Here is a 26,228-nt window from a genome sequence, read left to right as displayed (position 1 = left end):
ACAAAGAAATCATTTGAGTATTTAGTATATATCTGATATAATTTTCCCAAAATGTATAGATTGTATAAAGATTTAAGGAGTGAAGAATTTGGAGCTTTGGTTTTCGGAATATCAAACAAAAAATGTTAAACTATCATTTAGAGTAACCGATGTTATTTATACAAAGCAAAGCGAGTACCAATACATATCTGTTTTTGATACAGAAGACTTTGGAAGGGTTTTAGCATTAGACGATACAGTGATGCTTACAACAAAAGATGAATTCATCTATCATGAAATGATTTCTCATATTCCTTTATTGACTCACGGTAACGCAGCAAAGGTGCTTGTTATAGGTGGCGGAGATGGTGGAACAGTAAGAGAAATTTTAAAGCATCCAGTAAAAGAAATAAATCTGGTAGAAATTGATCATGAAGTTATTGAAACATCAAAAAAATATTTTCCTGCTGTAAGTTGTGGTTTATCAGATCCGCGAGTAAAAATATTCTGTGAAGACGGAATTGAATTTGTAAAAAAACACAGCGGATATGATGTTATTATAATAGATTCTACTGATCCTATCGGGCCTGCCGTAGGGTTATTTTCAAGCCAATTCTATAAAAATGTTTTTGAAGCTCTAAATGATGATGGAATAATGGTTGCTCAAACGGAAACACCAATTCTTTTTGGAGATTTGATTAAAAGAATTTATACTGATATGTCGGCAACGTTCCCTTATACAAACTTATATTCAGCTGTTATTCCTACATATCCCGGTGCTTTTTGGACTTTTACCATGGGGTCTAAAAGCATAAATCCAATTTCACAGGAAATTAGTGATATACCTTTTCTAGAAACTAAATATTATAGTCGAGAACTGCATAAAAGCTACTTTGTTTTGCCACCCTTTGTAAAAGATATTATTTCTAAATAGAGGTGAATCATCTTGGAATATTTTGATTATGTGCGATACCAAGACAGATTTTTGGAAGCTAAAGATGATTACAATAATGCTAAAATTATAATTATAGGTGCACCTATGGACTTTACAGTGAGCTTCCGACCAGGTACTCGATTCGGACCTAAAAAAATACGCGAGGTTTCATATGGATTAGAAAGTTATAGTGTTTACACTGATGATTCACTTGAAGATAAAAAGTTTTTTGATGCTGGAGATGCAGATATTCCTTTTGGTAATGTAGAAAAAAGTCTTGATATATTAGAGAATATTACAGAAAAAATTTTGGAAGATGAAAAAATTCCTCTTTATTTAGGGGGAGAACACCTTATAAGTTATCCTATAATAAAAAAAGTTACAGAGAAGTATCCTGATCTTGTCGTGCTCCATTTTGATGCCCATGCAGATTTAAGAGATACTTATTTTGGAGAAAAGTTGTCCCATGCCACCGTCTTGCGCAGGATATCAGAACATATAAAGGATAAACATATTTTTCATTTCGGCATAAGGTCTGGAGTTAGGGAAGAGTTTTTGTATGCACAGCAACACACACATATGCATCCTATCGAAGTAAAAACGCCTTTTTTAAATGTACTTCAAGACTTAAAGAACCGGCCAATATATATAACACTAGATATTGATGTTGTAGATCCGGCTTTTGCTCCGGGCACAGGAACTCCTGAACCGGGCGGGTGTAATTCGCAGGAGATACTTGAAGTTGTATCACATTTTAAGAGCTTAAACGTTGTGGGATTTGATTTGGTAGAAGTTTCTCCAGCTAATGATCTATCTGATAGAACTTCACTTTTAGCGGCTAAAATATTACGTGAATTATTAATTGGGCTGGGATAAATAGAGGAATGATAAATATGCCAGGAGAAATACTGAAGGTTGAAAAGCTCTGCTTTAAATATAATGATGCAGATGTACTTAAGGATATAAATTTTACTTTAGAAGTTGGAGATTTTGTAGGCATTTTAGGACCTAATGGTTGTGGTAAAACCACATTATTGAAAAACATTAATCGCTGGCTACAACCTCATCAGGGGAATATACACATTGATGGGTCAAACATTTTAAAAATCAGCGTTAAGGATTTAGCAAAACAAGTTGCCACAGTACCTCAAGATACTTATCTGGATATAGCTTTTACAGCAGAACAGATAGTGGCAATGGGAAGAAATCCTCACCTTAAAAACTTTGAATCCGAGCAATCAAAAGACCGTGCTATAATAGAGGATTCTATGAAGGTTATGGATATCTTACATTTAAAAGACAAGCCTGCTTATCAACTGAGCGGCGGAGAAAGGCAACGAGTTTTAATAGCTAGGGCTTTAGCACAGCAGCCCCGCTTACTTCTCTTAGATGAGCCAACTTCACATCTTGATATTAATTATCAATGGGAATTGCTTGAGCTTTTAAAAAAATTATGTGTTGAAAAATCCTTAACCATTTTAATTGTAATTCATGATATCAATTTAGCATCTATGTTTTGCAATAAAGTTATCCTTTTAAAAGAGCATAGAATATTTAAGATGGGTAACTTGACTGAAGTGCTGAATGAACAAAATATAAGAGAAGTTTTTTGTATGGATGTTCAGGTAACCTTTCCAAAAGATAGTCTGCGGCCTGTTGCTATTTTTTTAAGTCCTACGGATAAAAATGTTTTACCTAAACCTTTTAAGAGTCTCCATGTTATATGCGGAGGCGGAGAAGGCGAAAAATTATTATATTATTTAAGTCAAAGAGGATATAAAGTTTCTGTAGGGGTTTTAAACAAAGGCGATACTGATTGGAAAGTAGCTCATTTATTAGGCTTTACTGTTATTGAAGAAGTTCCGTTTTCGCCAATTACTGAGGAGAAGATTTTGGAAAATATATCACATATAAACAGATCTGACGCAGTAATTTTAGCAAATATTCCCTTTGGTTTAGGTAACCTAAAAAATCTTGCCTGCCTGAAACAATTGGTAGCTAGAAAAAGAGTTTTTATTTTAGAAGAAAAAGATATTGGTGAAAGAGATTATACTAACGGCAAAGCTACCCAAATGTACAATGAAATTAAGGAAAGAGCAACCGTTTTAAAGTCAATGCAGGAGTTAAAGAAGATAATATGATATTGGAGGCCTGCACATGGTCAAGGTAAAATTAGGTGATGATGTAATTCAAAGCAAAATAAGATTTAAAGTTAGGTTTGATTTTAAGGGGGAATATAAGCCCGGAAGATTCTTATTTGGCGGAAAATCTGTTGAGCAGGCAGCCCAAGATTCACGAGAGGAACAAATAGCATTGCTTAAGAATATTCCGGTTCAAGGGGTTTCTTTTATAGACTATGACATTTCATTGGAACCTTATGTAGTTTATGATGATGCTATAGGTGAAAGAGTAGCTTATGCTCCGGCAGAAATTACTTTAAATGCAGACTCAGTTGAAGACATGATTCGTTTTGTCATGAGAGAGGAATTCCGAAAGTTGGAAATCCTGGAACCGTCTCAAATGCTTATTACGAACAATGACTTGGAAAAAATATTGTTTAAAATGAATGAAGAATTAAAAAATCAACTTTTGATTTTGTCAAGAAAAATAAAGCGATAATGGGATGATTTGATGACAAAAAAAGTTGCAGTTATTGGCGGTGGTGCCGCAGGGCTCATGGCATCTTATCAAGCCTCTGTTCGTGGAGCAAGTGTTTATCTCTTTGAGAGGAATCCAAATCTAGGAAGAAAAATACTTATTTCAGGTAAGGGACGGTGCAATTTAACTAATTTAAAGAGACTAGATGAGTTTATCGAATATTTTCCAGGCAATGGGAAATTTCTTTTTAGCTCACTTTCAACATTTTCTAATAGAGATTTAATAGCCTTTTTTGAAAAACTAGGAGTTAAAACAAAGGTTGAGCGTGGTGGTAGAGTATTCCCTGTATCTGATAATTCCCTTGATGTTGTAAAAGCACTCCAAAAGGCTGTTACGAATGCTGGTGTTCATATTAAATATAAAAGCCGTATAACGGGTTTGATTGTTGAAAAGCAACATATTAAGGGTGTTATTGTCGGTAACGACCATGAAAGATTTGATTGTGATAGCGTAGTAATAGCAACTGGGGGTCTTTCATACCCTGCTACAGGCTCTACCGGAGACGGGTATGAACTTGCTCGCCAGGTAGGACATACAATTACGGTGCTTAAGCCCTCGCTAGTTCCTTTGATATCTAAAGAGAAATGGATTAAAGAACTTCAAGGCCTTACTTTAAGAAACGTCGAAGCAACAGCATATATTAAACAAAAAAAATTAGCATCCGAATTTGGAGAAATGATATTTACACATTATGGTATCTCCGGGCCCATAATTTTAACCTTGAGCAGACACATAATAGATTATTTAGAAGAATATCCATTAGTGTCAATTAATTTAAAGCCGGCTTTGACTGAACAGGAGCTAGATAAAAGATTAATTAGAGATTTCCATCTTTACAAAAATAAAATTTTTAAAAATGCGATGAATGATTTATTACCCAAGAAAATGATTCCAGTTTTTATAAATTATACCGAAATTGATCCCGAAAAGCCAGTTAATCAAATTTCTCAGGATGATAGAAAAAAGATAAGAGATTGCCTTAGAAACTTTCAGATAACAATATCTGGGTGCAAAGAAAAAGAAGCTATTGTTACAAGGGGAGGAGTATCAGTTAAGGAAATAAATCCTAAAACTATGGAGTCAAAAATAGTCAATGGACTATTTTTTGCCGGCGAAGTAATAGATGTAGATGGGGTAACAGGAGGGTATAATTTACAATCAGCATTTTCTACCGGCTTTGTTGCAGGATGCAATTCAGCTTCCGCTAAATAAGGGGGGATCTATTTGAATTTCAACATCGCAATTGATGGTCCGGCAGGCGCAGGGAAGAGTACAGTAGCTAAAATAATAGCAGATAAAATGAATATGACTTATATTGATACTGGAGCTATGTATCGAGCTATTACCCTACTATCAATTCAAAATGGTAAAACAGATGTTAATGATATCATAGAATTAGCCAAACAGGCAAAAATATGTATAAATGGAAAGCGTGTTTATGTAAATGGTAAAGATGTAACCGATGATATAAGAAATATCGAGGTGACAAACCATGTATCTAAAATAGCTAAAATACCTGAAATAAGGATTCTGATGACAAAAATTCAGCAGCAAATAGCGAAAAATAAAGGTATTGTAATGGATGGCAGAGATATCGGAACCACTGTTTTACCTGATGCAAAGTATAAGTTCTACCTAACCGCAGATCTTAAGGAAAGGGCTGATAGAAGGTATAAAGAACTTATAAGAGAGGGGCGTAAGGTTACTTTACAACAAATAGAAAAAGATATAATTCAGAGAGACTATCAAGATAAACATAGAGCTGTTTCGCCTTTGACAGTAGCCAAAGATGCAGTCGTTATTGATACTACAGCAAAAACTATAATCGAAGTCGTAAATGAAATATTAGATTACATAAAAAAGGGGGAGGGCTTTGTTTTATAATATTGTAAAATTTATCTGCAATATAGTTCTTCACATATTGTTTAAAATTCGATTATACGGTATTGATGATTTTCCTCAGGAAGGAGCAGTAATTGTATATTCTAATCATAAAAGCATGTGGGATCCTGTGATTATAGGTTGCCTTTTACGAAGACCAATTTTTTTTATGGCAAAAGAAGAATTATTTAAGAACCCTATTGTGGGTTTTGTTATTAAAAACTTAAATGCATTTCCTGTAAAACGCGGAATGCCAGATAGAAAAGCTATTAAAAAAGCTCTTGAGGTTTTGAATAAAAAACAAGTGCTAGGTATCTTTCCTGAAGGTACTCGAAGTAAAGACGGAAGACTGCAAGATCCGGAACCAGGAGTTGCTTTGTTAGCTGCCAAAAGTGAAGATGTAGCTTTGGTACCTGTTGCAATAAAGGATAACTATAAGTGGTTTTCGACTATTGATGTAATATTTGGCAAACCAACAAAATTTGATGCATATCATAAAAAAGGCGAAAAAATGAATTCACAAGAACTAAAAGAGATTAGCACTGCTATTTTTGCTGAAGTGTCAAAACTGATGTCTATGTCATTATAATTTTTGTTAAAGAGCAGGAATTATAAGCATCTTTATCGAATTGAACTAATAATGCTGGTTATTTACCCGAGAATCCAGCATATTTGGATTTTAATAATATTTTATAACTAGGAAGTGAAACAACTTGGAGATAATGATTGCCGACTACTCGGGATTTTGTTTCGGTGTTAAAAGAGCCATGGAAATAGTTGAAAATTTAATCAGAAAAAAAGAGAAGGCCTTTACGCTCGGTCCTCTAATTCATAATCCTCAGGTAGTAGAAAGATTAAAATGCTCAGGAATAATAGCCGCAGATTTATCAGATATTAAAGAAGGTAATGTAATAATAAGAACTCACGGCGTAGAACCCGATTTGACGAAACAATTGGAGTCAAGGCCAGTGAATATAATTGATTGTACATGTCCTCATGTAAAGCGAGTCCATAACTTAGCTCAGGATATTTCTAACAGAGGGTATCTCACTGTTATTATAGGTGATCATAATCATCCAGAAGTTGAAGGTATTAAAGGTTATTGTAATGGTGATGTAAAAGTAATAGAAAATGCTGAAGAAGCAAAAAATTTTTATACAACTAAAAAAGTAGGGATAATTGTTCAGACTACACAAACAAAGGAAAATATAGAAGAAATAATGAGTGTATTACGCTCAAAGCTAGATATTGAAATTTTTAATAATACAAGATGTAAAGCCACTCAGCAAAGGCAAGAAGCCGCTGCTGATTTAGCCCGTAACGTTGATATAATGCTGGTAATTGGAGGTAAAAATAGCTCTAATACTAAAAAATTAGCTCAAGTTTGTCAGAATGTAGGAGCGAGTGTTTATCATATTGAAACGGCGGAAGAACTTAAAAAGAGCTGGTTCAAATATAGTGATAAAGTTGGTATTACTGCAGGAGCTTCTACACCTGATTGGATTATAAAGGAGGTTATTTCTAAGATGGATGAATTCAACAAAGAAATGAACAATCAAGAAACAGTAAAAAAAGAGGAAGAAGGTGAACTGAATTACGAAAATACTTTCACCGATTTAAAAGAAGATACCATTGTAGAAGGGACTGTAGTTAAAGTTGATAACAATGAAGTTTTAGTAAACATAGGATACAAATCTGACGGTATAATTCCAATAAATGAGCTTTCAGATATAGCTTTTGAATCTCCGGAAGACATTATAAAAGTTGGAGACAAAATACAGGTTTACATTATGAAATTAGAAGACGAGGATGGGAATGTTGTTCTTTCAAAGAAAAAAGCAGATATAATTAATACATGGAATTATATAGAAGATATTTACAATCATCAAGGCGATTTAGAAGGAATTGTAACTGAAGTTGTCAAAGGCGGTGTTCTGGTAGATATCAATGGCATTAAGGGATTTATTCCTGCTTCACACCTGGATTTAAGATATGTTCCTGATTTGAATGTATTTGTAGGTAAAAAATTAAAATTACATATTCTTGAATTGGATCGTAACAAAAATCGTATAGTATTATCTCGTAAATATGTACTTGAAAGAGAGAGAGAAGAGTTAAAAGAGAAAACCTGGGCAAGTATTGAAGAAGGTCAAACTGTTAAAGGTGTAGTAAAAAGATTAACTGGTTTTGGTGCTTTTGTAGATATTGGTGGTGTTGATGGGCTAATACATATTTCGGATTTGGCATGGCAGAAAATTAAGCATCCTTCTGAAATAGTAAAAGAAGAACAAGAAGTGGAAGTTTTAGTTCTAAAAGTTGATAAGGAGCGTGAGCGCATTTCTCTCGGTTTAAAACAAATAATGCCTAATCCATGGGACGAATTAGATGAAAAATATACAATTGGTTCTATTATTGAAGGCAAGGTTGTTAAATTGGTAAATTTCGGCGCTTTTGTAGAGGTAGCACCTGGAGTAGAAGGCCTTGTTCACATTTCACAAATATCTCAAGAACATATAGCTAACCCTGAAGATGTTTTAAAGGAAGGGGATAGTGTAAAAGTAAAGATTTTAGATGTAGATACAAAGGGAAAACGAATGAGCCTCAGTATAAAGGAAGCGCAATATAAGGAAAGCCAGGAGAATATCAAGATGTATGAAAAGCCCAAAGAAAATGGCATAACAATCGGTGAAATGGTTGGAGATCTTTTTGATGAAAAATAAAATCTTTTATTTATTTGGGGCGGAACCGCCCTAAATTTTATGTACAAGGAGTTTGATTGCATGAGCGAAATAAAAAGAAAATTAAGGAAGAAAGAACATATTAAATATAGTATGCTTCTGGAAAAAAATTTAAAAAGAAATGCCTTTGATGATATTAAAATATTGCACAATTGTTTATCTGAAATAAATATAAATGATATCGACCTTTCGACAAATTTGCAAAGCATCAAGCTTACAAGTCCAATAATTATAAATGCTATGACAGGCGGTATAAAAGAAGGTAGAACTATTAATCGAGAACTTGCTAAAATTGCAAAAAAGTTAGGCTTAGCTATGGCTGTGGGGTCCCAAACAATAGCATTAAAGAATCCAAATAGTATTGCCAGCTTTCAAATAACAAGAGAAATAAACCCAGATGGTATAATCTTTGCAAATTTGAGTGCAGATTCTACTTTAAAAGAAGCAAATCAGGCTATTGAAATGATAAATGCCGATGCTCTTCAAATACACTTGAATGTTCCACAAGAGGTTATGATGAAAGAAGGACGCAAGAACTTTACAGGTATTGTCGATAATATTGCAGAAATTGTCGATAATATTAACATTCCCGTTATAGTTAAAGAAGTTGGATTTGGAATTGCAAAAGAAGAAGCCATTATCCTTGCTAAGAACGGTGTAAAAATAATAGATATAGGTGGCAGTGGTGGCACTAATTTTATTGCAATAGAAAATGCCAGAAGTAAGTCAAAGGCTTTTAGACATCTACAAGATTGGGGTATACCTACCCCGATAAGTTTGATAGAAGTTATTGATGCTGTTGGCGATAAAGTTGACACTATTTCATCCGGAGGACTTAAAAATGGTCTTGATGCAGCAAAGTCGCTAGCACTTGGAGCGAAGGCAACAGCTTTTGCCGGATACTTTCTATACATATTACTTAAAAAGGGGCCATCAGCTCTTGAAAAATACATATTACAAATTGAAAAGGAAATTAAATATGTTATGGCAATGGTTGGTACTAAGAATTTTGAAGAACTACAGCAAAGGCCTGTAATTATACAAGGGAAAACATATCATTGGGCGAAATATCGAGAAATAAATATATAAACAGTGATAAATCTATGCCTTGCGTATTAGTTAAGGTTTTTTAAGGATTCTATTGACAAACTTTGATAATCTGCTACAATTTAATTTGATTGAAATTAAATTATGGTGAGGGGGTATTGATGGACAAATGAAAAATTTAGGCCGTCATATATTGGCGGAAATCTATGATTGTGATCCGACTATTTTGAACAACAGCGGATTAATCGAAGAAATTTTAGTTAAAGCAGCTTTAGAAGCAGGAGCTGAGGTAAGAGAGGTTGCGTTTCATAAATTTAGTCCTCAAGGAGTAAGCGGCGTAGTAATAATTTCTGAATCGCATCTCACCATCCATACCTGGCCTGAACTTGGGTATGCCGCTGTTGACGTTTTTACTTGCGGCGACAGAGTAAATCCATGGGATGCCTGTAACTATATTTCGAAAGGACTTTGTGCAAAGCACATGGATGCAACGGAGGTTAAAAGAGGTTTGTTTGATATGCCGGTTAAGGCGATAAATTTTTAAAGGTAGGAGATATTTTGAGTATTAAAAAATTCTTTAATTTTGATTTCGAATATGTATAGCAGAAAAAATGCGTGAAACCTAGTCGCGCATTTTTTCTATTTTGCATAAAAAGAGTATTTGTGGTTATATTATAATATCGAAGACCCCCTTTACATTTAGCCCCCATGATACATTTAATAATGTATCATGGATTTTTTTGTTTAATTTAGGTATAATTTATTTAAAATGTGCAAGGGGGTTTCAAGCTTGAATTATGATGAGTTTACAGTAGAAATAAAAAAGTTATGTGATATAGATCTATCCAATTACAAAGAAAAGCAGATGAAAAGAAGGATTGACTCTCTTATTAAAAGGAATGGCCATGAAAGTTATGATTCGTACTTAACACAATTAAAAAAAAGTGAACAACATTTAAAAGAGTTTCTTGGTTATATTACAATTAATGTATCGGAATTTTTCAGAAATCCTGCTCAATGGCAAATTTTAGAACAAGAACTTATTCCAGAGTTGATATCAAGAAAAAACACGTTAAAAATATGGAGTTCGGCATGTTCGACAGGTGAAGAGCCATATTCTTTAGTCATGCTACTAGATAAAATGGGGCTTATCAACAGGGCCAGTATTATTGCAAGTGATATAGACGAAGAAGCCCTTGAACAAGCAAGGATTGGTATTTATACATCAAAGGGAATTGCTAACGTTCCAGAGGAAATGGTAAAAGCCAACTTTATTAAAGAAAATGATAATTATGTAATAAAAGATAAGATAAAAAAAGCAGTAGATTTTAAAATTATAAATCTACTCGAGGATCCTTTCCCAAGCAATTGCGATTTAATATTGTGCAGAAATGTAATGATATATTTTACAGAAAAAGCAAAAGAAAAGCTCTATAAAAAATTTTATAATGCATTATCTGATAATGGGATCTTTTTTGTGGGTAGCACGGAGCAAATCATGATGCCGCAAAAATACGGATTCATTAGCCGCAAGCATTTTTTTTATCAAAAGATAGTTGGTGGTAATAAATAAATAAAAATTTCCTGGGACATAGCAAAATTCGATAAGTGCATTGACATTTTAATGTATTATTAAGGTATAATTTACATTTTACGGCAAAAGATTGAGACTTTTTAAAAACACATATTTTTTTGCTTTGATATGATTCCGTTTAAAAAGTTTTTACTAAAATCATTACAAGTTAATTTATGCAAGCTGATAGAAGTAAGTAAAATTACTTAAAATAGAACTACATCTTAAAAAAAGTTAGATTTATGGCCTTGACGACCAAAAAAAAATATTGTATACTATTAATTGCGTCTGGGCCCATAGCTCAGTTGGTTAGAGCAGCCGGCTCATAACCGGCCGGTCCTAGGTTCGAGTCCTAGTGGGCCCACCATTTTTGCCGACGTAGCTCAGCTGGTAGAGCAGCTGATTTGTAATCAGCAGGTCGCGGGTTCGAGTCCCATCGTCGGCTCCATAAAATATTTTGGAGAGGTTCCCGAGTTGGCCAAAGGGGGCAGACTGTAAATCTGCTGGCAGCGCCTTCGGTGGTTCGAATCCACCCCTCTCCACCATATTATAATAGATTTCATTGTGATGTATGGGCCATTAGCTCAGTTGGTAGAGCACCTGACTCTTAATCAGGGCGTCCCGGGTTCGAGTCCCTGATGGCCCACCATATTAAAGATTACAACCCTCTTGCGCTTGAGGGTTTTTATTTTTTTATGATAACGTCCAATAATATAAAATGATAGCAAAAGATGATAAGAAAAGCAGGTTTTTAGGCCTGCTTTTTATGTCCAGTTTTTTGTCTGTAGCATTTAAGAATAATACTCGACTTTTTTGTTTTATGGATATAAACAATTAATTAAGAGAGTGTCAATATTTGAATTTTATTGGCTGCTCTCATGTTTAGCATGGGGTTATACTTGTCTTATAATAAAGCGTTTAAAATAAAATTAATTTATGATAATAATGAATAGATAATAGAGGAAACTTATATAAAGTGTAGAAATATATTCTTAAGCAGAAAGGAGGATAATCTTGGATTTAAGCGAAGTCTTAGTACGTCTTATAGAACCTGCAATCCCATCAGGAAGTGAATTTCAAAACAATGAATTAATAAAGGAGGTTTTTTCAAATTATTGCGATGAAGTAAAATGCGATAAATTTGGGAACATAATTAGTTTGAAAAGAGGGTTTTCGCCAGAATATAAAATAATGCTTGCTGCTCATATGGATGAAATCGGTTTAATGGTAAAACACATTGATGATAAAGGGTTTGTGCATTTTGCATTTATAGGAGGTGTAGACCAGCGAATACTGCCAGCTCAAGAAGTAATTATCCATGGACGTAAAAATATACTAGGAATTATCGGCAGTAAACCACCACATATCCAAGAAACGGATGAACGCAAAAAGGCGGTTAAAGCTGAAAATATGTTTATCGATACAGGACTTACACCACAAGATGTTCAAAGATATATCACCATCGGAGATTTTATAACTTTTAAGAGGAAACCAGTTGAGCTGCTTAATAATTGCTTTTCATCGAATGCTTTAGATGATAGAGCTGGTATTGCCGTAATGTTAGTTGCATTAGAGGAATTATCTAAACTCAAGCACGCTGTAAGTGTATATGCAGTAGCTACAGCACAAGAGGAGGTTGGCTTAAGAGGTGCAATAGTCAGTAGCTATGGTATCTGCCCAGATATCGGAATAGCTATCGATGTTTGCCATGGGAATATGCCAGATACACCCGAATACAATACACAGAAACTGGGATTAGGGCCAGCTTTGGCTCTAGGGCCCAATATCCATCCGAAACTTTATAATCGATTAAAGCAGATAGCTGAAGACTATAAAATACCTTATCAGCTTGACCCTCAGCCGTCTGCAACCGGTACCGATGCCTGGGCTATTCAAATTACCAAAGAGGGTATCCCTACAGCTCTTGTGTCAATACCTCTGAAATATATGCATACTACTGTAGAAACTCTATGCTTAGATGATATAAAAATGTCAGGTCGCCTTCTTGCTCTTTTTATAGCATCATTATGTAAGGATTTTATGGAGGGATTGGCATGTTATTAAAGCAACTTTCTAATGCTTTTGGCGTTTCAGGTGCTGAAGGCGAAGTCAGAGATATTATAAGACAGAATTTATGTAATGTAGGAAAATCCAAAACAGATGCTTTAGGAAATCTATTTATTGAAAAAACTTCAAAATGTAATAAGCCCAGCTTAATGTTATGTGCTCATATGGATGAAGTGGGTTTCATGATAAAATATATTGAAAACAATGGTTTGCTAAGGTTTGATACAGTCGGAGGTATCGATGAGAGAATCCTTGTATCAAAAAACGTAGTTGTAGGATCGAATAAGATTAAAGGAGTCATAGGAGCAAAAGCAATACATTTACAAGATCCAAATGAAAGGGAAATACCACTAAAATCTAAGAATCTATATATAGATATTGGTGCAAAAGACAAAGAAGATGCAGAAACAAAAGTGAAAATTGGAGACTATGCAGTTTTTGATACAGAATTCAGCTCGGTGGATAATATAATTATCGGGAAGGCCTTAGATGATAGAATTGGGTGTTATATTATATCAGAAATATTAAAGAAAACTTATAATGTACCTATCACAGGAGTATTTACAGTTCAGGAGGAAATCGGTCTTCGAGGTTCTGCAGTAGCGGCTTATACTGTTAATCCTGACTTTGCTATTGTAGTAGAAGGAACTTTTGCATCTGATGTACCTGATACAAAAGAAGAAGAATATTGCACAACTTTAGGAAAAGGTCCGGCTATAACTTTTATGGACAGAACTTATATTGCAGAAAAAAACTTAATAAACTGGATTATAGAAGTCGCAGATAATCATAATATACCCTATCAGTATAAGAGGACTACTTTTGGCGGTACTGATGGTGGTAGAATTTATACAACTTATCAAGGTATTCCAACCGTAATTTTTTCTGTACCATGTAGATACATACATTCTCCTATAGCTATAGCCAATTTCAAAGACATAGAACATACAATTTCTTTAATTGATGTTATAATCCATTATGTGCAGGAAAGGGGAATTTAAAATGAAAGTTTTAATAAAGGAACTGACTGAAGTATTTGGTCCTTCGGGAAGCGAAGAGAAAATTAGAAGGAAAATTATTGATGAAATTAAGCCTTATGCCGATTCAATCACTGTTGACAGGTTGGGAAACATTATTGCCTCAAAAGCAGGACCTGGAGAAAGATTGATGTTAGCAGCTCATATGGATGAAATAGGTATAATTATAACAAATATAGATGAAAAAGGTTTTTTGAGATTTTCGAATATAGGTGGGATATCTCCATTTACATTAATAGGACAAAGAGTTGTTTTTGCTAATGGAACTTTAGGGGTTATTGGAATGGAAAAAATGGATGATATTAAGAATTTGAAAATTAATAAAATGTTTATTGACATTGGAGTAAAATCGAAAGAGGACGCATTTAAAAGAGTTAATATAGGTGATACCGGAGTATATGATAAGGAATGTAGCATTATAGGAGATCATATTATATCTAATTCATTGGATGACAGGGTAGGATGTGCTATTTTGATAGAAGTTCTTAAAAGGTTGAAAAATCCTAATTATAATTTATTTGTAGTTTTTACCGTCCAAGAAGAAGTAGGCTTAAGAGGTGCAAAGACTTCTGCTTACGGAGTCAATCCTGATTTTGCCATAGCTGTAGATGTTACAGACACAGGTGATACTCCTGAATCAGAAAAAATGGCTGTAGAGTTAGGAAAAGGACCCGCAATAAAAGTAAAAGATAGTTCTGTTATATGCCATCCTGAAGTCAAAAAAGCACTAATAGATGCTGCCGAAAGGAAAAGCACACCTTTTCAGTTAGAAGTTCTTGAAAAAGGTGGTACTGATACTGGAGCAATACATTTAACACGCTCAGGCGTACCATCAGGGGCTTTATCTATTCCTACCAGATACATACACACTCCTACAGAAATGGTGAATTTTAACGATATTGTTCAGAGCGTAGAACTGCTTATTGAGCTAATTGAGGGAAAATGATAGAAATAAATAGAAAAAATAAATGCTTACGCTGAATCAACGAGCAGAAATTTAATAATTTATGCACTTTATTTATATGCTTCTCATATTTTATGAACAAAGGCTTTTGGATAGATAGAAGATAATTTAACTGTTTTTCATAACTAAAAAAATAACTATAGAACTACTATAAAACTTATATCCATAAAAAATGGGAGGCATTGTCAAATTGAATAAATACTGCCGGTATCTAACAAAACATAAAGATTATAAATCTCTGGATTCCTCCGGAAGTATTTATAAATGCATTCTTGCAAATGCTCTGCTGACTCCAAAAGATATAGAACAAAGTTGGGCTTGCGGAAGATGCATCATTCCGTGTATTATGAACGATAAACCTTGTAAATATATTAAACCTCATAAGTATTTCCCCATTCGAGGTTCAAGCTATACTTGGTTCAGTTGCGAATTATTAAGTATTACTATGGATTCGCCTGCTGAGTTTTGTAATACTAATTGTAAAATAAAAATAAAAAATATGTGAACAAAATTTACATTGTAAGTTGTAATATTATTAATAGCTATATCGCAGATAAAAATAAATGGAAGGACTAGTCTTTCCATTTATTTTTATAACATAAGAAGGAAAAAACGGCAAAAAATAGAATATTATGTTAAAGAAGTAATGGGGGGATTTTAAAATGACTAAAAAAGAGGTTTATGATGTTCTACTTAATCTAAAAAATGCTGAAAACAATAAAAATAACAAGAAGAAGCAGTATAACATACAGTTCATTTGGATGAGTTTCTTATTTTGGATAGGGAAATATAGCAAGGCTCTATGTTATATTAATAAGTTATCAAAAGAAAATAACACTGTCAAAATATACTGTTGGAAAGGAGTGATGTATTATTTCCTAAAAGATTATAGCAATGCTCTTCTTTTTTTAGAAAAAGCAGAAATAATTGATCCTAAAAATATAGACATCAAATGTTTATCAGCAGAAATATTTTTTGCAACAGCTCAATTAGAAAAGGCAGAGGTAAGGTATCGATCTTTGATTGGTAGTGATTCAAAATATCAAATTTTAGGGTTATATGGCATAGGCCGCTGTTTGCTAAAAACAAACCGTTACGATGAAGCTCTTGGATTTTTTAATAAAGCATTGTTATGCATAAAGCAGGAAGATCAACATAATTTAGTTAAAATATTAAATAAAAAAGGTTTATGCTTAATTGAACTTAACAAAATGGAAGAAGCAAGATTGTGTTTTGAAGAATGTTTAAGAAATTCACCAGATGATTATAATGTGCAATTAAATCTAGCATTAACTTTAAGTAAATTAAAGAAATTCGAAGAAGCTGCCGAGATTTATAAAAAAATACTAAGCAAGACGCCACATAATATTATTGCTATTAATAACTGTGCATCATGCTTAGCCGAATGTGATAAAAATTACGAAGCTTTAGAATACTACAACATAGGTTTGAACATAGATCCAAATAACCCTGATCTACTCATAAATAAGGGTTATTGTCTGTATAAACTTGGGCAATATAATATTGCATTAGAGTGTTTGAATGAGGCTGAAAAAATCGTAAAAAATGATATAATATTATATAATAATAAAGCCTTATGCTTAGTAGCCCTAGGAAAATATGATGAGGCTTTAAAACTTTTCAACAAATTATTAGATTCAAATAAGTGTCATTCAGATGATTTACTATTTAATAAGGCATATTGTTTAGTAAAAAAAGGTATGTATAGTGAAGCTCTTACTTGTCTAGCTAATATTAAAAACAAAAGTAGTCATAATTTTGATTTTTATATCTTGAAAGGAATATGTTTTGAACAACTCGGTAATCATGAAGCTGCAGTAAAAAACTTCAATAAATCACTAATTATTGCCAGATAGGAGTGTAGTATTTGAACATACTTATTACAAATGATGATGGCATATATTCTGAAGGCTTAACTGCTCTAGTTCAAGAGATGTCTGAAGTTGCTAATATTACAGTTGTTGCTCCGGACCGCGAACGCAGTGCTACAGCTCACGCAATAACTATGCATAAACCATTGAGAACTGAAAAAATACATATTCCAAATAGCAAAGCCTCGGGTTGGAAAGTAAATGGCACTCCTTCTGATTGTGTAAAATTAGCACTTGAAGCCTTGCTGGATTTTACTCCTGACCTAGTCTTATCTGGAATTAATCGCGGGCCTAACTTGGGAACTGATGTAATTTATTCCGGGACTGTATCAGCAGCAATAGAGGCTGCTCTTTCAGGAATTCCGGCAATAGCATTATCTATAATTAGCCACAATCATAATTATGAAAATGTTAGTTTTAATAGTGCTGCTCAGATTGTAAAAAAGTTATGTATGCAAATCCTAGAAAGAGTTTTTCCTGAAGATTCACTGTTAAATATAAATATACCATCTGTTGAGCAAGATGAGATTGTTGGTGTTGCTATAACTCACCTGGGTACCATAAAATATAAAAATAGTTTTGATCGTCGTATGGACCCTCGAGGTAAAATTTACTATTGGCTGGCCGGTGAAGCAATTGATAATGACGAAATTGGTTCTGATGTTTGGGCTGTAAAAAACAAATATATTTCAATTACACCGCTGCTTTTTGATTTAACGAAATACGAAGTTATTGAAACACTCAAAAAGTGGGATTTACAAATATAAAAACATGCAGGAAGGTAATAAAGATGGGTGCGAATAGTAAGCTTGAACTTATTGCAAAAAAAGAAATAACCTATAATGATGAGCTGTATAAACTTGTAGATTTCTTAAATAAAAATTTAAAAAATAAGCAAATCATAATTGGTATTTCAAAAAAAAATAATAAAGCTATTATATCAATATATGAAACTTAAAACTTGCACCATTAGAGTTCTCTCCACGTATACTATATTAATATTTAGTTTTTAGGAGGGAACCATATTATGGGTGAAGGATGTATTACAAGATATTTTCCTGGTAATAATACTCCTGACGGGTACTGTTCTTTCTTTGATTATATTTTATCATGGAAGCAATCACGGAGAATAATAATACTCAAAGGCGGACCAGGTGTAGGAAAATCAACTATGATAAGAAAAATATCTAATGAATTAGTTCAAAAAGGTTTAGACATTGAACTGCTACACTGTACGGCTGATAGCGACTCCTTAGATGGCTTGATAGTTAAGGATTATAATATTGCTTTAGTTGATGGGACCTCACCTCATATAATAGATCCGAAATTTCCCGGTTGTATAGATGAAATAATCAATTTCGGCGAATATTGGAATGAAGCTAACCTTTTTGAAAATAAAGATATTATTTTTGATTTGCAGGAAAAGGTGAGTAATCTTTACAAAAGGGTTTATAAGTATTTAAAAACTTCTAAAATGATTTTAGATGATCTTGAAAACATATATAGTAATGCTGTAATTAATAAATTAAGGGAAGCAAAAATCGAAGAAATAGTAAATCAAGTTTTTAAAAAAGATGTTAAAGTGAATAATAACAAAATATCTTTCCAAAGACATATGTTTGCAAGCGGAATAACCCCAGAAGGTTCTATACACTTTTTAGATGAGTTATTTGGGAATGTTCATCAACGCTTTATATTATCCGGTAATCCGGGCACAGGAAAGTCTGACCTATTAAAGAAGATCTTAGACCATGCTACTAGCGAAGGCTTTGATGCAGATGTATTTCACTGTCCGATAGATCCAAAGAAAATTGAACATATTATAATCAAAGAACTAGATGTTGGTTTTGTAACTTCTGTTAAACCTCACATATTGTCAAGCATAAGGCAGAATGATGAAATCATAAATATGGATTTTGTGCTAGACTATTCAAAACTAAAAGGCTTGGAAGAATACATTGAATATGATAAATCAGTTTCACGTGAATTATTTGAAAAGGCTATCGAAACGTTAGGAAATATAAAAAAAGTACGTAATGAACTTGAAAAGATTTATGCTTCTAACATGGACTTTGAGGCAATTAAAACAGTAGACGAACAGATACTTTCAAAAATTTTAAGATACATTAAATAAAAATTTTAAAGGTTTTTTTCTTTTTTTATTTATAAGGAAGCAGGAAATTTTAATTTTATGAAGAATATAAGAGAAATACTTTATTTGTTTAAAACGCTGAGGGAGGTAATCTAAGAATTGTTTATTTCAGAAAAAGCTCGGAATATAAGCCCATCTCCAACCCTAGCTGTTGATGCTAAAGCAAAGCGAATGAAGAAAGAAGGCCATAATATAATAGGTTTCGGAGCAGGAGAGCCTGATTTTGATACTCCTGAGTATATTAAATTGGCAGCTATATCTGCCATTAATCAGGGCTTTACAAAATACACGCCGGTTGGAGGAATTGAAGAACTTAAGATAGCTGTATCAAATTATTTTGAAGAAGAAATTGGTGTTAAATATGCTTCAAATCAGATAATAATATCAAATGGTGCTAAACAATGCCTTTATAACGCATTATACTGTCTTATAAATGAGGGTGATAAAGTTTTAATTCCTAGCCCCTATTGGGTAAGCTATCCGGAGATGGTTAAACTTTGCGGAGGAATTTCAGTTTTTGTACCAACAACCGAAAATAATAACTTTATGCTAAAGGCAGAAACATTAGAAAAATATATAGATGAGAAAACTAAAGTAATCATAATTAATAGCCCTAATAATCCATGTGGTAGCGTATATCCTAAACAGGATTTAGAGCAAATCGCGGAATTAGCAGTAAAAAACAATCTTTTTGTTATATCGGATGAAATATATGACAAATTAATTTATGATGGTTTAAAACATGTTAGCATTGCTACAACATATGAAAACATACTTGAAAGAACTTTACTGATAAATGGTATGTCAAAATCATTTGCAATGACAGGCTGGAGAATTGGCTTTGCAGCAGGGCCAAAACAGCTTATAGAAGCTATGGAAAATTTCCAGAGTCATTCAACATCCAATCCTAACTCTATAGCTCAAAAAGCAAGCATAGAAGCCTTGACCAATTTAGCTAAAAAACAAGATACTATTTCAAAAATGGTTGAAGAATTTTCAAAGCGCAGAACATATATGGCAAAAAGGATTAATGAAATGAAAAATCTTTCATGTAATTTACCCAAGGGAGCTTTCTATGTGTTTATGAATATATCAGAAACCTTTAACAAGCAGTATGATGGTAGAATAATTAAGAATTCAACAGATTTTGCTGAAGTTCTTTTAGAAAAGCATAATGTCGCAGTAGTCCCAGGAATAGCATTTGGTGCTGATGATTATATAAGACTATCATATGCAACTTCAATGGAGAATATCAAAAGAGGCCTTGATCGAATTGAAGAGTTTGTTAATGCATTGAAATAAAGCACGGGATAAATTTAATTATAAAACATAAGCCACTAATCACAGATATAGGTGAAAAGATCATACTTAAGCGTTATTGCTAATTTATTAACCAAAAATCTTTGACACCGCAAAATAAATATTGTATAATAATAAACGTGTAGGGGAGTAGCTCAATTGGTAGAGTAGCGGTCTCCAAAACCGTTGGTTGCGGGTTCGAGTCCTGTCTCCCCTGCCATTATTAGATTATTACTAGGTTGAAGAATAAATAAGCCTCAATTTCTTGAGGCTTATTTTTATATTAAAAAAACTACTGTATTATGAGAAGGTAATACAATAATATATAATCTATGAATCAGATGTTTTGAATTAGACAGCCGTAATTAATTACGAATATACATTTTGGTTTACATAAGATTTGAATTATCGGACTGGACTAAAAATTGTAAAAATTTCTGTAATTTAATCTAGTCAAAGGTTTCAGAAGTTATTTTTTGATGGCATGGAAAATGCATTATTATTAACATCTCATTTTACAATCTTAATGTTCGTGTTTTTGCTTCAAGTAAAGAGACAAGTCTCAAAAAAAAGAGGCATGTTTTAGAATCAGATATAGCTTTAAACGCTCAAAATTGCCCTTAAAATAGTTTTTATATGTAAATAGGTATCAAGATATATAAGACACATAAAACATCCCAAAAAAGGCAAATATGGAAGTCGAATTTTGAGAAGGCATATAGGCAAAATCTCGTTGCCTTGCACATCGGAGGGTGTTTACCGCAGGGGAGCCCTCCGGTGGGCAAGGTAGTTTTTGCCTCTTGCTATATTCAAAGGGGGGATATTCTATACTGGCAATAGACAACTGCCCGCTGTGGTGGGGGGAATTCGGCTCTGACTTTCTTGAGAAATTGTTTGTGGCGTGTTCGATAGTGTCAGTGGCTGAATTGAAGGCTTTTGCAAGTCAGAATTCCCTCCCGATTTCCGACTTTCTTACTTAACTTGATTGTAGCGATTAATTATCAGATTTAGATTGAATTGATTGATGGATGTGTATTTTAATTGATTGATGGATGTGTATTTTATGTGATTGTAGCAATTAATTATCAGATTTAGAAAAGATGAATTATAGATTTAGAAAATACGAATTATAGATATAAAAACAAAATAAATGTTCGTAAAAGATAAACTGAAATTGGTTTACATAAGATATATTATCGGACGTTAAAATTTTTGTATAAAATTATACTTGCTGCTCTCGTATTTATTTTTGTCAATTTCAATAACTAATAATGACTAATATAATTGTAATCATTCATTGCTTTTGTTTTAAACTCTTTCTTATAAATAAAAATTAACAAACGTATGTTTAAAATAATATTATCTTATGATATAATAAATAAAAATTCCCAGGGGTGACAAATATACCATGTATGAAAATTTAACGCATAGGCAAAAACAAATACTTGATTATATACATAATTATTTCAAAACTAAGGGTTACCCTCCATCGGTTAGAGAAATTTGCGTAGCTACTAATTTAAAGTCCACTGCAACCGTTCATAGCTATTTAGTTCAATTAGAAGAAAAAGGATATATAAAACGCGATCCACAGAAGCCAAGAGCTATTGAAATTATGGATACTGGGATTGTTATTGACAAAGATGTAATCCAAATACCTCTTGTCGGAAAAGTAACTGCCGGAGAACCGATTTTAGCACAGGAAAATATTGAAAACGTATTTGCTTTCCCTAAAGAAATGTTGCCTGATGCTAATATTTTCATGTTGGCGGTAAAAGGCGATAGCATGATAGAAGCCGGCATTTTAAACGGTGATTATGTTATGGTTCAATCTACAAATACTGCAAAAAATGGTGATATAGTTGTAGCCCTTCTGGAAGATGAAGCAACTATAAAAAGATTTTATAAAGAGACAGACCATATTAGACTTCAGCCAGAGAATCGTTTCATGGAACCAATTATAGTAAAAGATCTTAAAATACTCGGAAAAGTAGTTGGGCTTTATAGAAGATTCTAATTAAATATTTACTTTATATCGAGATTACCACTGTCTATTAATGTTTGAATTCCGCTTAGTATTCCGAGTTTTACATGATAAAAACTTAATCCTCCTTGAATGTATGCTGCATAAGGCTCTCTTATTGGAGCATCGGCGCTAAATTCTATAGAAGAACCCTGTATAAAACTACCTCCTGCCATGATTACTTGATGATCATATCCAGGCATGGCCCAAGGTTCAGGTTGTACATGCGAATCGATGGGCCCTACTTTTTGTATACCTCTACAAAAATTAATTAAGGTATCTTTGTTCCTTAATATAACTGCAGTTACTATGTCGCTACGCCTTTCGTTATACCTTGGGTATACTTCAAAGCCTAATTCCTCCATAATTTTAGCAGTAAAGATAGCACCTTTTAAGGCTTCCCCCACTATATTTGGTGCATAAAAGAGACCTTGAGCTATTAAGCGATTCGAGAAAATTGATGGACCGCAATTTTTATCCAAGCCAGGAGCAGTAAGTCTATAAAAACATTTTTTTACCAATTCACTTTTTCCTGCTATATATCCACCAGTAGGTGCTATACCGCCTCCTGGGTTTTTTATTAAAGAACCTGCACAAAGATCCGCACCAACTTCTATAGGTTCTTTTGTTTCAACAAATTCTCCATAGCAATTATCAACAAAACAGATTACATCATTTTTTAAGCTTTTTATGTATTTAATAAGTTTTTGTATATCTGTAATACTTAAGGATGGTCTTAGGCTGTAACCTCTTGAACGCTGAATAAGAACCATTTTAGTATTATTATTTATATTCTCTTTAATTGCCTTAAAATCCGGTTTACCATCAAGCAAACTTGCCTCACGATACTTAATATCATAATCTTTTAATGAACCGCAGTTATCTCCCCATATAACGCTTTTTAAAGTATCATATGGTGTTCCGGTTGCACTTAAAAGCTCATCACCTGGCTTTAGCACACCTAAAAGGCACAAGGTTATAGAATGTGTTCCAGATACTATTTGAGGCCTTACAAGTGCATCTTCAGCTTTAAAAACATTTTTATATACTTCTTCTATTGTTTCTCTCCCCGTATCGTTGTATCCATATCCTGTAGAATCCATGAGATGATAATCACTTAAACATGACTGTTTCATTGCAGTTAAAATCTTTACCTGGTTGAATTCGACAACGTTTTCGATATACTTTAAAATAGATTGAATTTCTTCCATTACTTTTCTGGATTTATTTATAATATCTAGGCTAATTCCATAATCCGTAATAGCAATCCTGTCAATATCTTCATCAAATACATTTGCTCTTACTTTTTTCACTTATTATCCTCTTTTCAATTATAATTCTCGATTATGTACATTATCATAATTTACTTTTATATTCAACTCTTGATTGCATAACGGGCATATCGAAGTTTCAAATAATTGTTTTCGCCAATCAAGCGGTACAAGACTCATTCCTTCAATAACACCTTCTTTTTTACCCATCCTTCTACCTAATACATATCCAAATAAAAAAATCGATATTTCGAATGCTGTAAATAAAATTTTATTAAAATAAGGCATATATATACCTTCCCTCCCGTCTTTCCGACTCAAATAGTTTCACTTGTGGCTTTTTCGTTTTTTATTAATATTAATCTTATTATATATGTAATCAAGTATGTCGAAATTATTGATGAAACCGCTTTTATAGAATCTAAATAAAATGATAAAAGAAAACAAATAACTGCTAATAAAGAACATTCTACTTTACCTAGCAGGAAAGCTAAATTTTTTTTATTAATTTTATTTCGTTTATAATCTTTAACATCATCCCATAATTGAATAACAGCAATAATAAGCATAGATGATAGCATATTAATTTTCAAAGACATAAAACCTAATAGCAGCACTATAAAGCTTTCTTGATATCCATATAATCCCGAAGGCATTTTTGCAGTCAGATTTCCTCCCATTCCTAAAGCAAAACTTGCTAAAAATAAGCTTAGTGCTGTAACCAAATCAAGAAAAAATGCTAAGGATAACAGTAAAAGTGCATAAGGCAATCCGCCCAATTCCAAAATTGTAAACAGATTTGGCTCATCTTCAAGAACATCAATATCTTGATCTAAATAATCATCCATTAGCTTTATTACACAGCCGGTTAAAAAAATACTAAGGATTTTTCTTAATATAAACAACTTAGATATTGTGCATAACAAAAATTTTCACCTCTTTAAAACCCGTTTTATGCAGTGCTGAAATAGGAAATATTAAATTTCCGGAAAATTCTTGTTTTATTTTTTCGAAACCTTCATTTGCTCCTGGAAGATCCATTTTATTAGCTAAAATTGCATAACTTTTCTTTAATTGTGCAAATTGAGCAATCTGGTAATCCACTTCGCCCATGGAACTTGGCAGGTCTTTATTTTTAACAGCAGAAGCATCAATAATATGAAGAATAATATCTGAATCACGTACTGTTGTTAAAGTTTGGGAGATAGCTTTTCGAATTTCTATATTCGGATGTATACCATCTATAAACCCAGATGTATCAACAATTTTAATTTTTTTCTTGCCTTTACCTACAGGAACATTTATTATTATCGATTGAAGGCAACGAGTTTTATGTGGGTTTTTATCCACAAGATATGAAACGGCAGTTTGGGGAATAATTTTTTCGGAGGTTTTAGAGCCTGTATTATTAACAAATTCTATATTAAAAGATTTAACACCAAGGTATTCTGCAAAATTTATTAAAAACAACGTTTTCCCCACATTAGTTTTTCCTATGATAGCACATCTCTTCAACTAATGCCCACCTCCGAACTCTGAAATATCTACAGGAATATCCTCTGGTTCTATTTGAAGCAAATCTTCTCGAGAAATTCGAGAAATCTTACTTTGACTAACTAAACGAAGTGCTTGCCGACGTATGGCTTTTTCAATCATATTACGCACAAGCCGAGCATTACCTAATTTATTATAAAACATATTATCCATGCTACTTTGAAGGATATCCTCAAATTGTAAAAGTGCTTCTGGGCTAAAGCGATATTGCCTTTTTTCTGCCATCATTTTTGCAATTTGCATCAATTCATCAACACTGTAGTCGTTAAATTCAATTTGTATTGGAAACCTAGAACGAAGTCCCGGGTTTATCTGTAAAAACCAATCCATTTCGTCTTTATATCCTGCTAAAATGACAATAAGATCATCTTTGTAATCCTCCATGGCTTTTACTAAAGTATCTATAGCTTCCTTGCCAAAATCTTTCTCCCCTCCTCTTGCTAAAGAATATGCTTCATCTATAAATAATATCCCACCGCGTGCTCGCTTAATTTGATCACGAGTTTTCTGTGCAGTATGACCTATATATTCTCCTACAATATCTGCTCTCTCAACTTCTACAGTATGTCCCTTCTCAAGGATTCCGATGTGTTTAAAAATCTTGCCTAATAGTCTAGCCACTGTCGTCTTTCCTGTCCCTGGATTCCCTTTAAAAATCATGTGAAGGACCTGCGGTTCTGCTAAAAGCTTTTCCTCTGCTCTCTTCCTTTGAATTTCCGAAAAAGCTTGTATTTCTTTAACCAAATTCTTTACTTTTGAAAGGCCTATCAGTTCATCAAGCTCTTTCATTATGTCTTCTAATTTTTCCTCTTCATCAGAAACCTTTTCAAATGTTATTTTATGGCTATCTAAGTCAGTCATCATAATTAATGCATCTGCAGTCGTGATTAATCCACTAATTAACATATCATGAATCTTAGCATGATCGTTTAGCTCATTTTTCATTTTATTGTCTATCTTATCAATCATAAAATCCTCCATTCTGCAAATCTGCAAATTTTTCTGGCAGTATATTACCAAAATATACCTCTTGATGCCTGCTTGTAATTGTTATAGGATTTTAAAAATAGTATATCAATTTATTTTATGCATCAGGATAATCATTGGTTACAAAAAAATAAGCATCGTAAAACTGTAAAGTAGTTTTACGATGCTTATT

General features: G+C 33.1%; 25 protein-coding genes and 5 tRNA genes. 25 read left to right on the top strand and 5 right to left on the bottom strand.

What is annotated here, in order from left to right:
• Window positions 1-88 precede the first annotated feature (88 nt).
• The 25 genes from speE to lexA all read left to right on the top strand — a co-directional run bounded on the left by speE (window position 89) and on the right by lexA (window position 22,238).
• Window positions 89-913 carry a polyamine aminopropyltransferase gene (gene speE, locus TEPIRE1_RS06750; protein ID WP_013778418.1) on the top strand — a complete coding sequence of 275 codons (825 nt, stop codon included), beginning with the start codon at window positions 89-91 and terminating at the stop codon, window positions 911-913.
• 12 nt (window positions 914-925) lie between these two features.
• Entirely contained in the window at window positions 926-1,789 is an 864-nt protein-coding gene (gene speB, locus TEPIRE1_RS06745) for an agmatinase (protein ID WP_013778417.1), read from the top strand.
• Window positions 1,790-1,806: 17 nt separating this feature from the next.
• Window positions 1,807-3,054, top strand: coding sequence for an ABC transporter ATP-binding protein (locus tag TEPIRE1_RS06740; protein ID WP_013778416.1), 1,248 nt, complete (start codon window positions 1,807-1,809; stop codon window positions 3,052-3,054).
• Window positions 3,055-3,070: 16 nt separating this feature from the next.
• Window positions 3,071-3,532: a hypothetical protein gene (locus tag TEPIRE1_RS06735; RefSeq protein WP_013778415.1), complete on the top strand. Its 462-nt coding sequence runs from the start codon at window positions 3,071-3,073 to the stop codon at window positions 3,530-3,532.
• A gap of 12 nt (window positions 3,533-3,544) precedes the next feature.
• Window positions 3,545-4,783 carry a BaiN/RdsA family NAD(P)/FAD-dependent oxidoreductase gene (locus tag TEPIRE1_RS06730; protein ID WP_013778414.1) on the top strand — a complete coding sequence of 413 codons (1,239 nt, stop codon included), beginning with the start codon at window positions 3,545-3,547 and terminating at the stop codon, window positions 4,781-4,783.
• A 12-nt stretch (window positions 4,784-4,795) separates the two neighbouring features.
• Window positions 4,796-5,455 carry a (d)CMP kinase gene (cmk, locus tag TEPIRE1_RS06725; RefSeq protein ID WP_013778413.1) on the top strand — a complete coding sequence of 220 codons (660 nt, stop codon included), beginning with the start codon at window positions 4,796-4,798 and terminating at the stop codon, window positions 5,453-5,455.
• Window positions 5,445-6,041, top strand: a complete 597-nt coding sequence (locus tag TEPIRE1_RS06720; RefSeq protein ID WP_013778412.1) for a lysophospholipid acyltransferase family protein — start codon at window positions 5,445-5,447, stop codon at window positions 6,039-6,041. The genes cmk and TEPIRE1_RS06720 overlap by 11 nt, the downstream gene beginning before the upstream one ends.
• Window positions 6,042-6,174: 133 nt before the next feature.
• A complete protein-coding gene (locus tag TEPIRE1_RS06715) occupies window positions 6,175-8,172 on the top strand; it encodes a bifunctional 4-hydroxy-3-methylbut-2-enyl diphosphate reductase/30S ribosomal protein S1 (protein WP_231848379.1) in 1,998 nt (665 codons plus the stop codon).
• A gap of 60 nt (window positions 8,173-8,232) precedes the next feature.
• Window positions 8,233-9,279 (top strand): type 2 isopentenyl-diphosphate Delta-isomerase, encoded by a 1,047-nt coding sequence (gene fni / locus TEPIRE1_RS06710; RefSeq protein WP_013778410.1) that lies wholly within the window; start codon window positions 8,233-8,235, stop codon window positions 9,277-9,279.
• Window positions 9,280-9,406: 127 nt separating this feature from the next.
• Window positions 9,407-9,781 carry an adenosylmethionine decarboxylase gene (gene speD / locus TEPIRE1_RS06705; RefSeq protein WP_013778409.1) on the top strand — a complete coding sequence of 125 codons (375 nt, stop codon included), beginning with the start codon at window positions 9,407-9,409 and terminating at the stop codon, window positions 9,779-9,781.
• A gap of 246 nt (window positions 9,782-10,027) precedes the next feature.
• Window positions 10,028-10,810: a CheR family methyltransferase gene (locus TEPIRE1_RS06700; RefSeq protein WP_013778408.1), complete on the top strand. Its 783-nt coding sequence runs from the start codon at window positions 10,028-10,030 to the stop codon at window positions 10,808-10,810.
• A 290-nt stretch (window positions 10,811-11,100) separates the two neighbouring features.
• Window positions 11,101-11,177 (top strand) — tRNA-Ile (locus TEPIRE1_RS06695).
• 5 nt (window positions 11,178-11,182) lie between these two features.
• Window positions 11,183-11,258, top strand: a tRNA-Thr gene (locus TEPIRE1_RS06690).
• Between the two features lie 11 nt (window positions 11,259-11,269).
• A tRNA-Tyr gene (locus TEPIRE1_RS06685) sits at window positions 11,270-11,355 on the top strand.
• A gap of 28 nt (window positions 11,356-11,383) precedes the next feature.
• Window positions 11,384-11,459 (top strand) — tRNA-Lys (locus TEPIRE1_RS06680).
• Between the two features lie 365 nt (window positions 11,460-11,824).
• A complete protein-coding gene (locus TEPIRE1_RS06675) occupies window positions 11,825-12,874 on the top strand; it encodes a M42 family metallopeptidase (RefSeq protein ID WP_013778407.1) in 1,050 nt (349 codons plus the stop codon).
• Window positions 12,865-13,878 carry a M42 family metallopeptidase gene (locus TEPIRE1_RS06670; RefSeq protein WP_013778406.1) on the top strand — a complete coding sequence of 338 codons (1,014 nt, stop codon included), beginning with the start codon at window positions 12,865-12,867 and terminating at the stop codon, window positions 13,876-13,878. The genes TEPIRE1_RS06675 and TEPIRE1_RS06670 overlap by 10 nt, the downstream gene beginning before the upstream one ends.
• 1 nt (window position 13,879) lies before the next feature.
• A complete protein-coding gene (locus TEPIRE1_RS06665; RefSeq protein ID WP_013778405.1) occupies window positions 13,880-14,860 on the top strand; it encodes a M42 family metallopeptidase in 981 nt (326 codons plus the stop codon).
• A 680-nt stretch (window positions 14,861-15,540) separates the two neighbouring features.
• Window positions 15,541-16,755 carry a tetratricopeptide repeat protein gene (locus TEPIRE1_RS06655; RefSeq protein WP_013778403.1) on the top strand — a complete coding sequence of 405 codons (1,215 nt, stop codon included), beginning with the start codon at window positions 15,541-15,543 and terminating at the stop codon, window positions 16,753-16,755.
• 11 nt (window positions 16,756-16,766) lie between these two features.
• Complete coding sequence (gene surE / locus TEPIRE1_RS06650) at window positions 16,767-17,537, top strand: 5'/3'-nucleotidase SurE (protein WP_013778402.1); 771 nt, start codon at window positions 16,767-16,769, stop codon at window positions 17,535-17,537.
• Window positions 17,538-17,560: 23 nt separating this feature from the next.
• Window positions 17,561-17,728: a YpmA family protein gene (locus TEPIRE1_RS13460; protein WP_013778401.1), complete on the top strand. Its 168-nt coding sequence runs from the start codon at window positions 17,561-17,563 to the stop codon at window positions 17,726-17,728.
• Between the two features lie 69 nt (window positions 17,729-17,797).
• A complete protein-coding gene (locus tag TEPIRE1_RS06645) occupies window positions 17,798-18,904 on the top strand; it encodes an ATPase AAA (protein WP_013778400.1) in 1,107 nt (368 codons plus the stop codon).
• Window positions 18,905-19,021: 117 nt separating this feature from the next.
• The gene (locus TEPIRE1_RS06640; protein ID WP_013778399.1) at window positions 19,022-20,224 is read left to right on the top strand and encodes a pyridoxal phosphate-dependent aminotransferase; all 1,203 of its coding nucleotides are present in this window, start codon (window positions 19,022-19,024) and stop codon (window positions 20,222-20,224) included.
• A gap of 141 nt (window positions 20,225-20,365) precedes the next feature.
• Window positions 20,366-20,441 (top strand) — tRNA-Trp (locus TEPIRE1_RS06635).
• 1,188 nt (window positions 20,442-21,629) lie between these two features.
• On the top strand, window positions 21,630-22,238 hold the full coding sequence (gene lexA / locus TEPIRE1_RS06630; RefSeq protein ID WP_013778398.1) for a transcriptional repressor LexA: 609 nt from the start codon (window positions 21,630-21,632) through the stop codon (window positions 22,236-22,238).
• Between the two features lie 8 nt (window positions 22,239-22,246).
• Here the strand turns inward: lexA and TEPIRE1_RS06625 are convergent, their stop codons facing one another.
• Genes TEPIRE1_RS06625 through TEPIRE1_RS06605 form a run of 5 tightly spaced genes read right to left on the bottom strand, consistent with a single transcriptional unit; the run spans window position 22,247 to window position 26,038 of the window.
• Complete coding sequence (locus TEPIRE1_RS06625; protein WP_013778397.1) at window positions 22,247-23,557, bottom strand: methionine gamma-lyase family protein; 1,311 nt, start codon at window positions 23,555-23,557, stop codon at window positions 22,247-22,249.
• Between the two features lie 18 nt (window positions 23,558-23,575).
• Window positions 23,576-23,803, bottom strand: a complete 228-nt coding sequence (locus TEPIRE1_RS06620; RefSeq protein WP_013778396.1) for a hypothetical protein — start codon at window positions 23,801-23,803, stop codon at window positions 23,576-23,578.
• 29 nt (window positions 23,804-23,832) lie between these two features.
• Window positions 23,833-24,363, bottom strand: coding sequence for a hypothetical protein (locus tag TEPIRE1_RS06615; protein WP_231848337.1), 531 nt, complete (start codon window positions 24,361-24,363; stop codon window positions 23,833-23,835).
• A 58-nt stretch (window positions 24,364-24,421) separates the two neighbouring features.
• Entirely contained in the window at window positions 24,422-25,030 is a 609-nt protein-coding gene (locus tag TEPIRE1_RS06610; protein WP_013778394.1) for a GTPase, read from the bottom strand.
• On the bottom strand, window positions 25,031-26,038 hold the full coding sequence (locus TEPIRE1_RS06605) for an AAA family ATPase (protein WP_013778393.1): 1,008 nt from the start codon (window positions 26,036-26,038) through the stop codon (window positions 25,031-25,033).
• Window positions 26,039-26,228 lie beyond the last annotated feature (190 nt).

Source organism: Tepidanaerobacter acetatoxydans Re1 (assembly GCF_000328765.2).
In the GTDB taxonomy this organism is placed as follows: domain Bacteria; phylum Bacillota; class Thermosediminibacteria; order Thermosediminibacterales; family Tepidanaerobacteraceae; genus Tepidanaerobacter; species Tepidanaerobacter acetatoxydans.
The sequence above is the reverse complement of the archived record's forward strand: the minus strand, read 5'-3'. Positions and strand labels throughout refer to the sequence as shown.

Bases quoted from the DNA above. Each gene is read 5' to 3' on its own strand.
- lexA (WP_013778398.1), top strand. From the start codon at position 21,630: ATGTATGAAAATTTAACGCATAGGCAAAAACAAATACTTGATTATATA.
- TEPIRE1_RS13460 (WP_013778401.1), top strand. From the start codon at position 17,561: ATGGGTGCGAATAGTAAGCTTGAACTTATTGCAAAAAAAGAAATAACC.
- fni (WP_013778410.1), top strand. From the start codon at position 8,233: ATGAGCGAAATAAAAAGAAAATTAAGGAAGAAAGAACATATTAAATAT.
- TEPIRE1_RS06735 (WP_013778415.1), top strand. From the start codon at position 3,071: ATGGTCAAGGTAAAATTAGGTGATGATGTAATTCAAAGCAAAATAAGA.
- speD (WP_013778409.1), top strand. From the start codon at position 9,407: ATGAAAAATTTAGGCCGTCATATATTGGCGGAAATCTATGATTGTGAT.
- TEPIRE1_RS06730 (WP_013778414.1), top strand. From the start codon at position 3,545: ATGACAAAAAAAGTTGCAGTTATTGGCGGTGGTGCCGCAGGGCTCATG.
- TEPIRE1_RS06645 (WP_013778400.1), top strand. From the start codon at position 17,798: ATGGGTGAAGGATGTATTACAAGATATTTTCCTGGTAATAATACTCCT.
- TEPIRE1_RS06665 (WP_013778405.1), top strand. From the start codon at position 13,880: ATGAAAGTTTTAATAAAGGAACTGACTGAAGTATTTGGTCCTTCGGGA.
- TEPIRE1_RS06620 (WP_013778396.1), bottom strand. From the start codon at position 23,803: ATGCCTTATTTTAATAAAATTTTATTTACAGCATTCGAAATATCGATT.
- TEPIRE1_RS06615 (WP_231848337.1), bottom strand. From the start codon at position 24,363: ATGGATGATTATTTAGATCAAGATATTGATGTTCTTGAAGATGAGCCA.
- TEPIRE1_RS06715 (WP_231848379.1), top strand. From the start codon at position 6,175: ATGATTGCCGACTACTCGGGATTTTGTTTCGGTGTTAAAAGAGCCATG.
- TEPIRE1_RS06655 (WP_013778403.1), top strand. From the start codon at position 15,541: ATGACTAAAAAAGAGGTTTATGATGTTCTACTTAATCTAAAAAATGCT.
- TEPIRE1_RS06740 (WP_013778416.1), top strand. From the start codon at position 1,807: ATGCCAGGAGAAATACTGAAGGTTGAAAAGCTCTGCTTTAAATATAAT.
- TEPIRE1_RS06670 (WP_013778406.1), top strand. From the start codon at position 12,865: ATGTTATTAAAGCAACTTTCTAATGCTTTTGGCGTTTCAGGTGCTGAA.
- TEPIRE1_RS06605 (WP_013778393.1), bottom strand. From the start codon at position 26,038: ATGATTGATAAGATAGACAATAAAATGAAAAATGAGCTAAACGATCAT.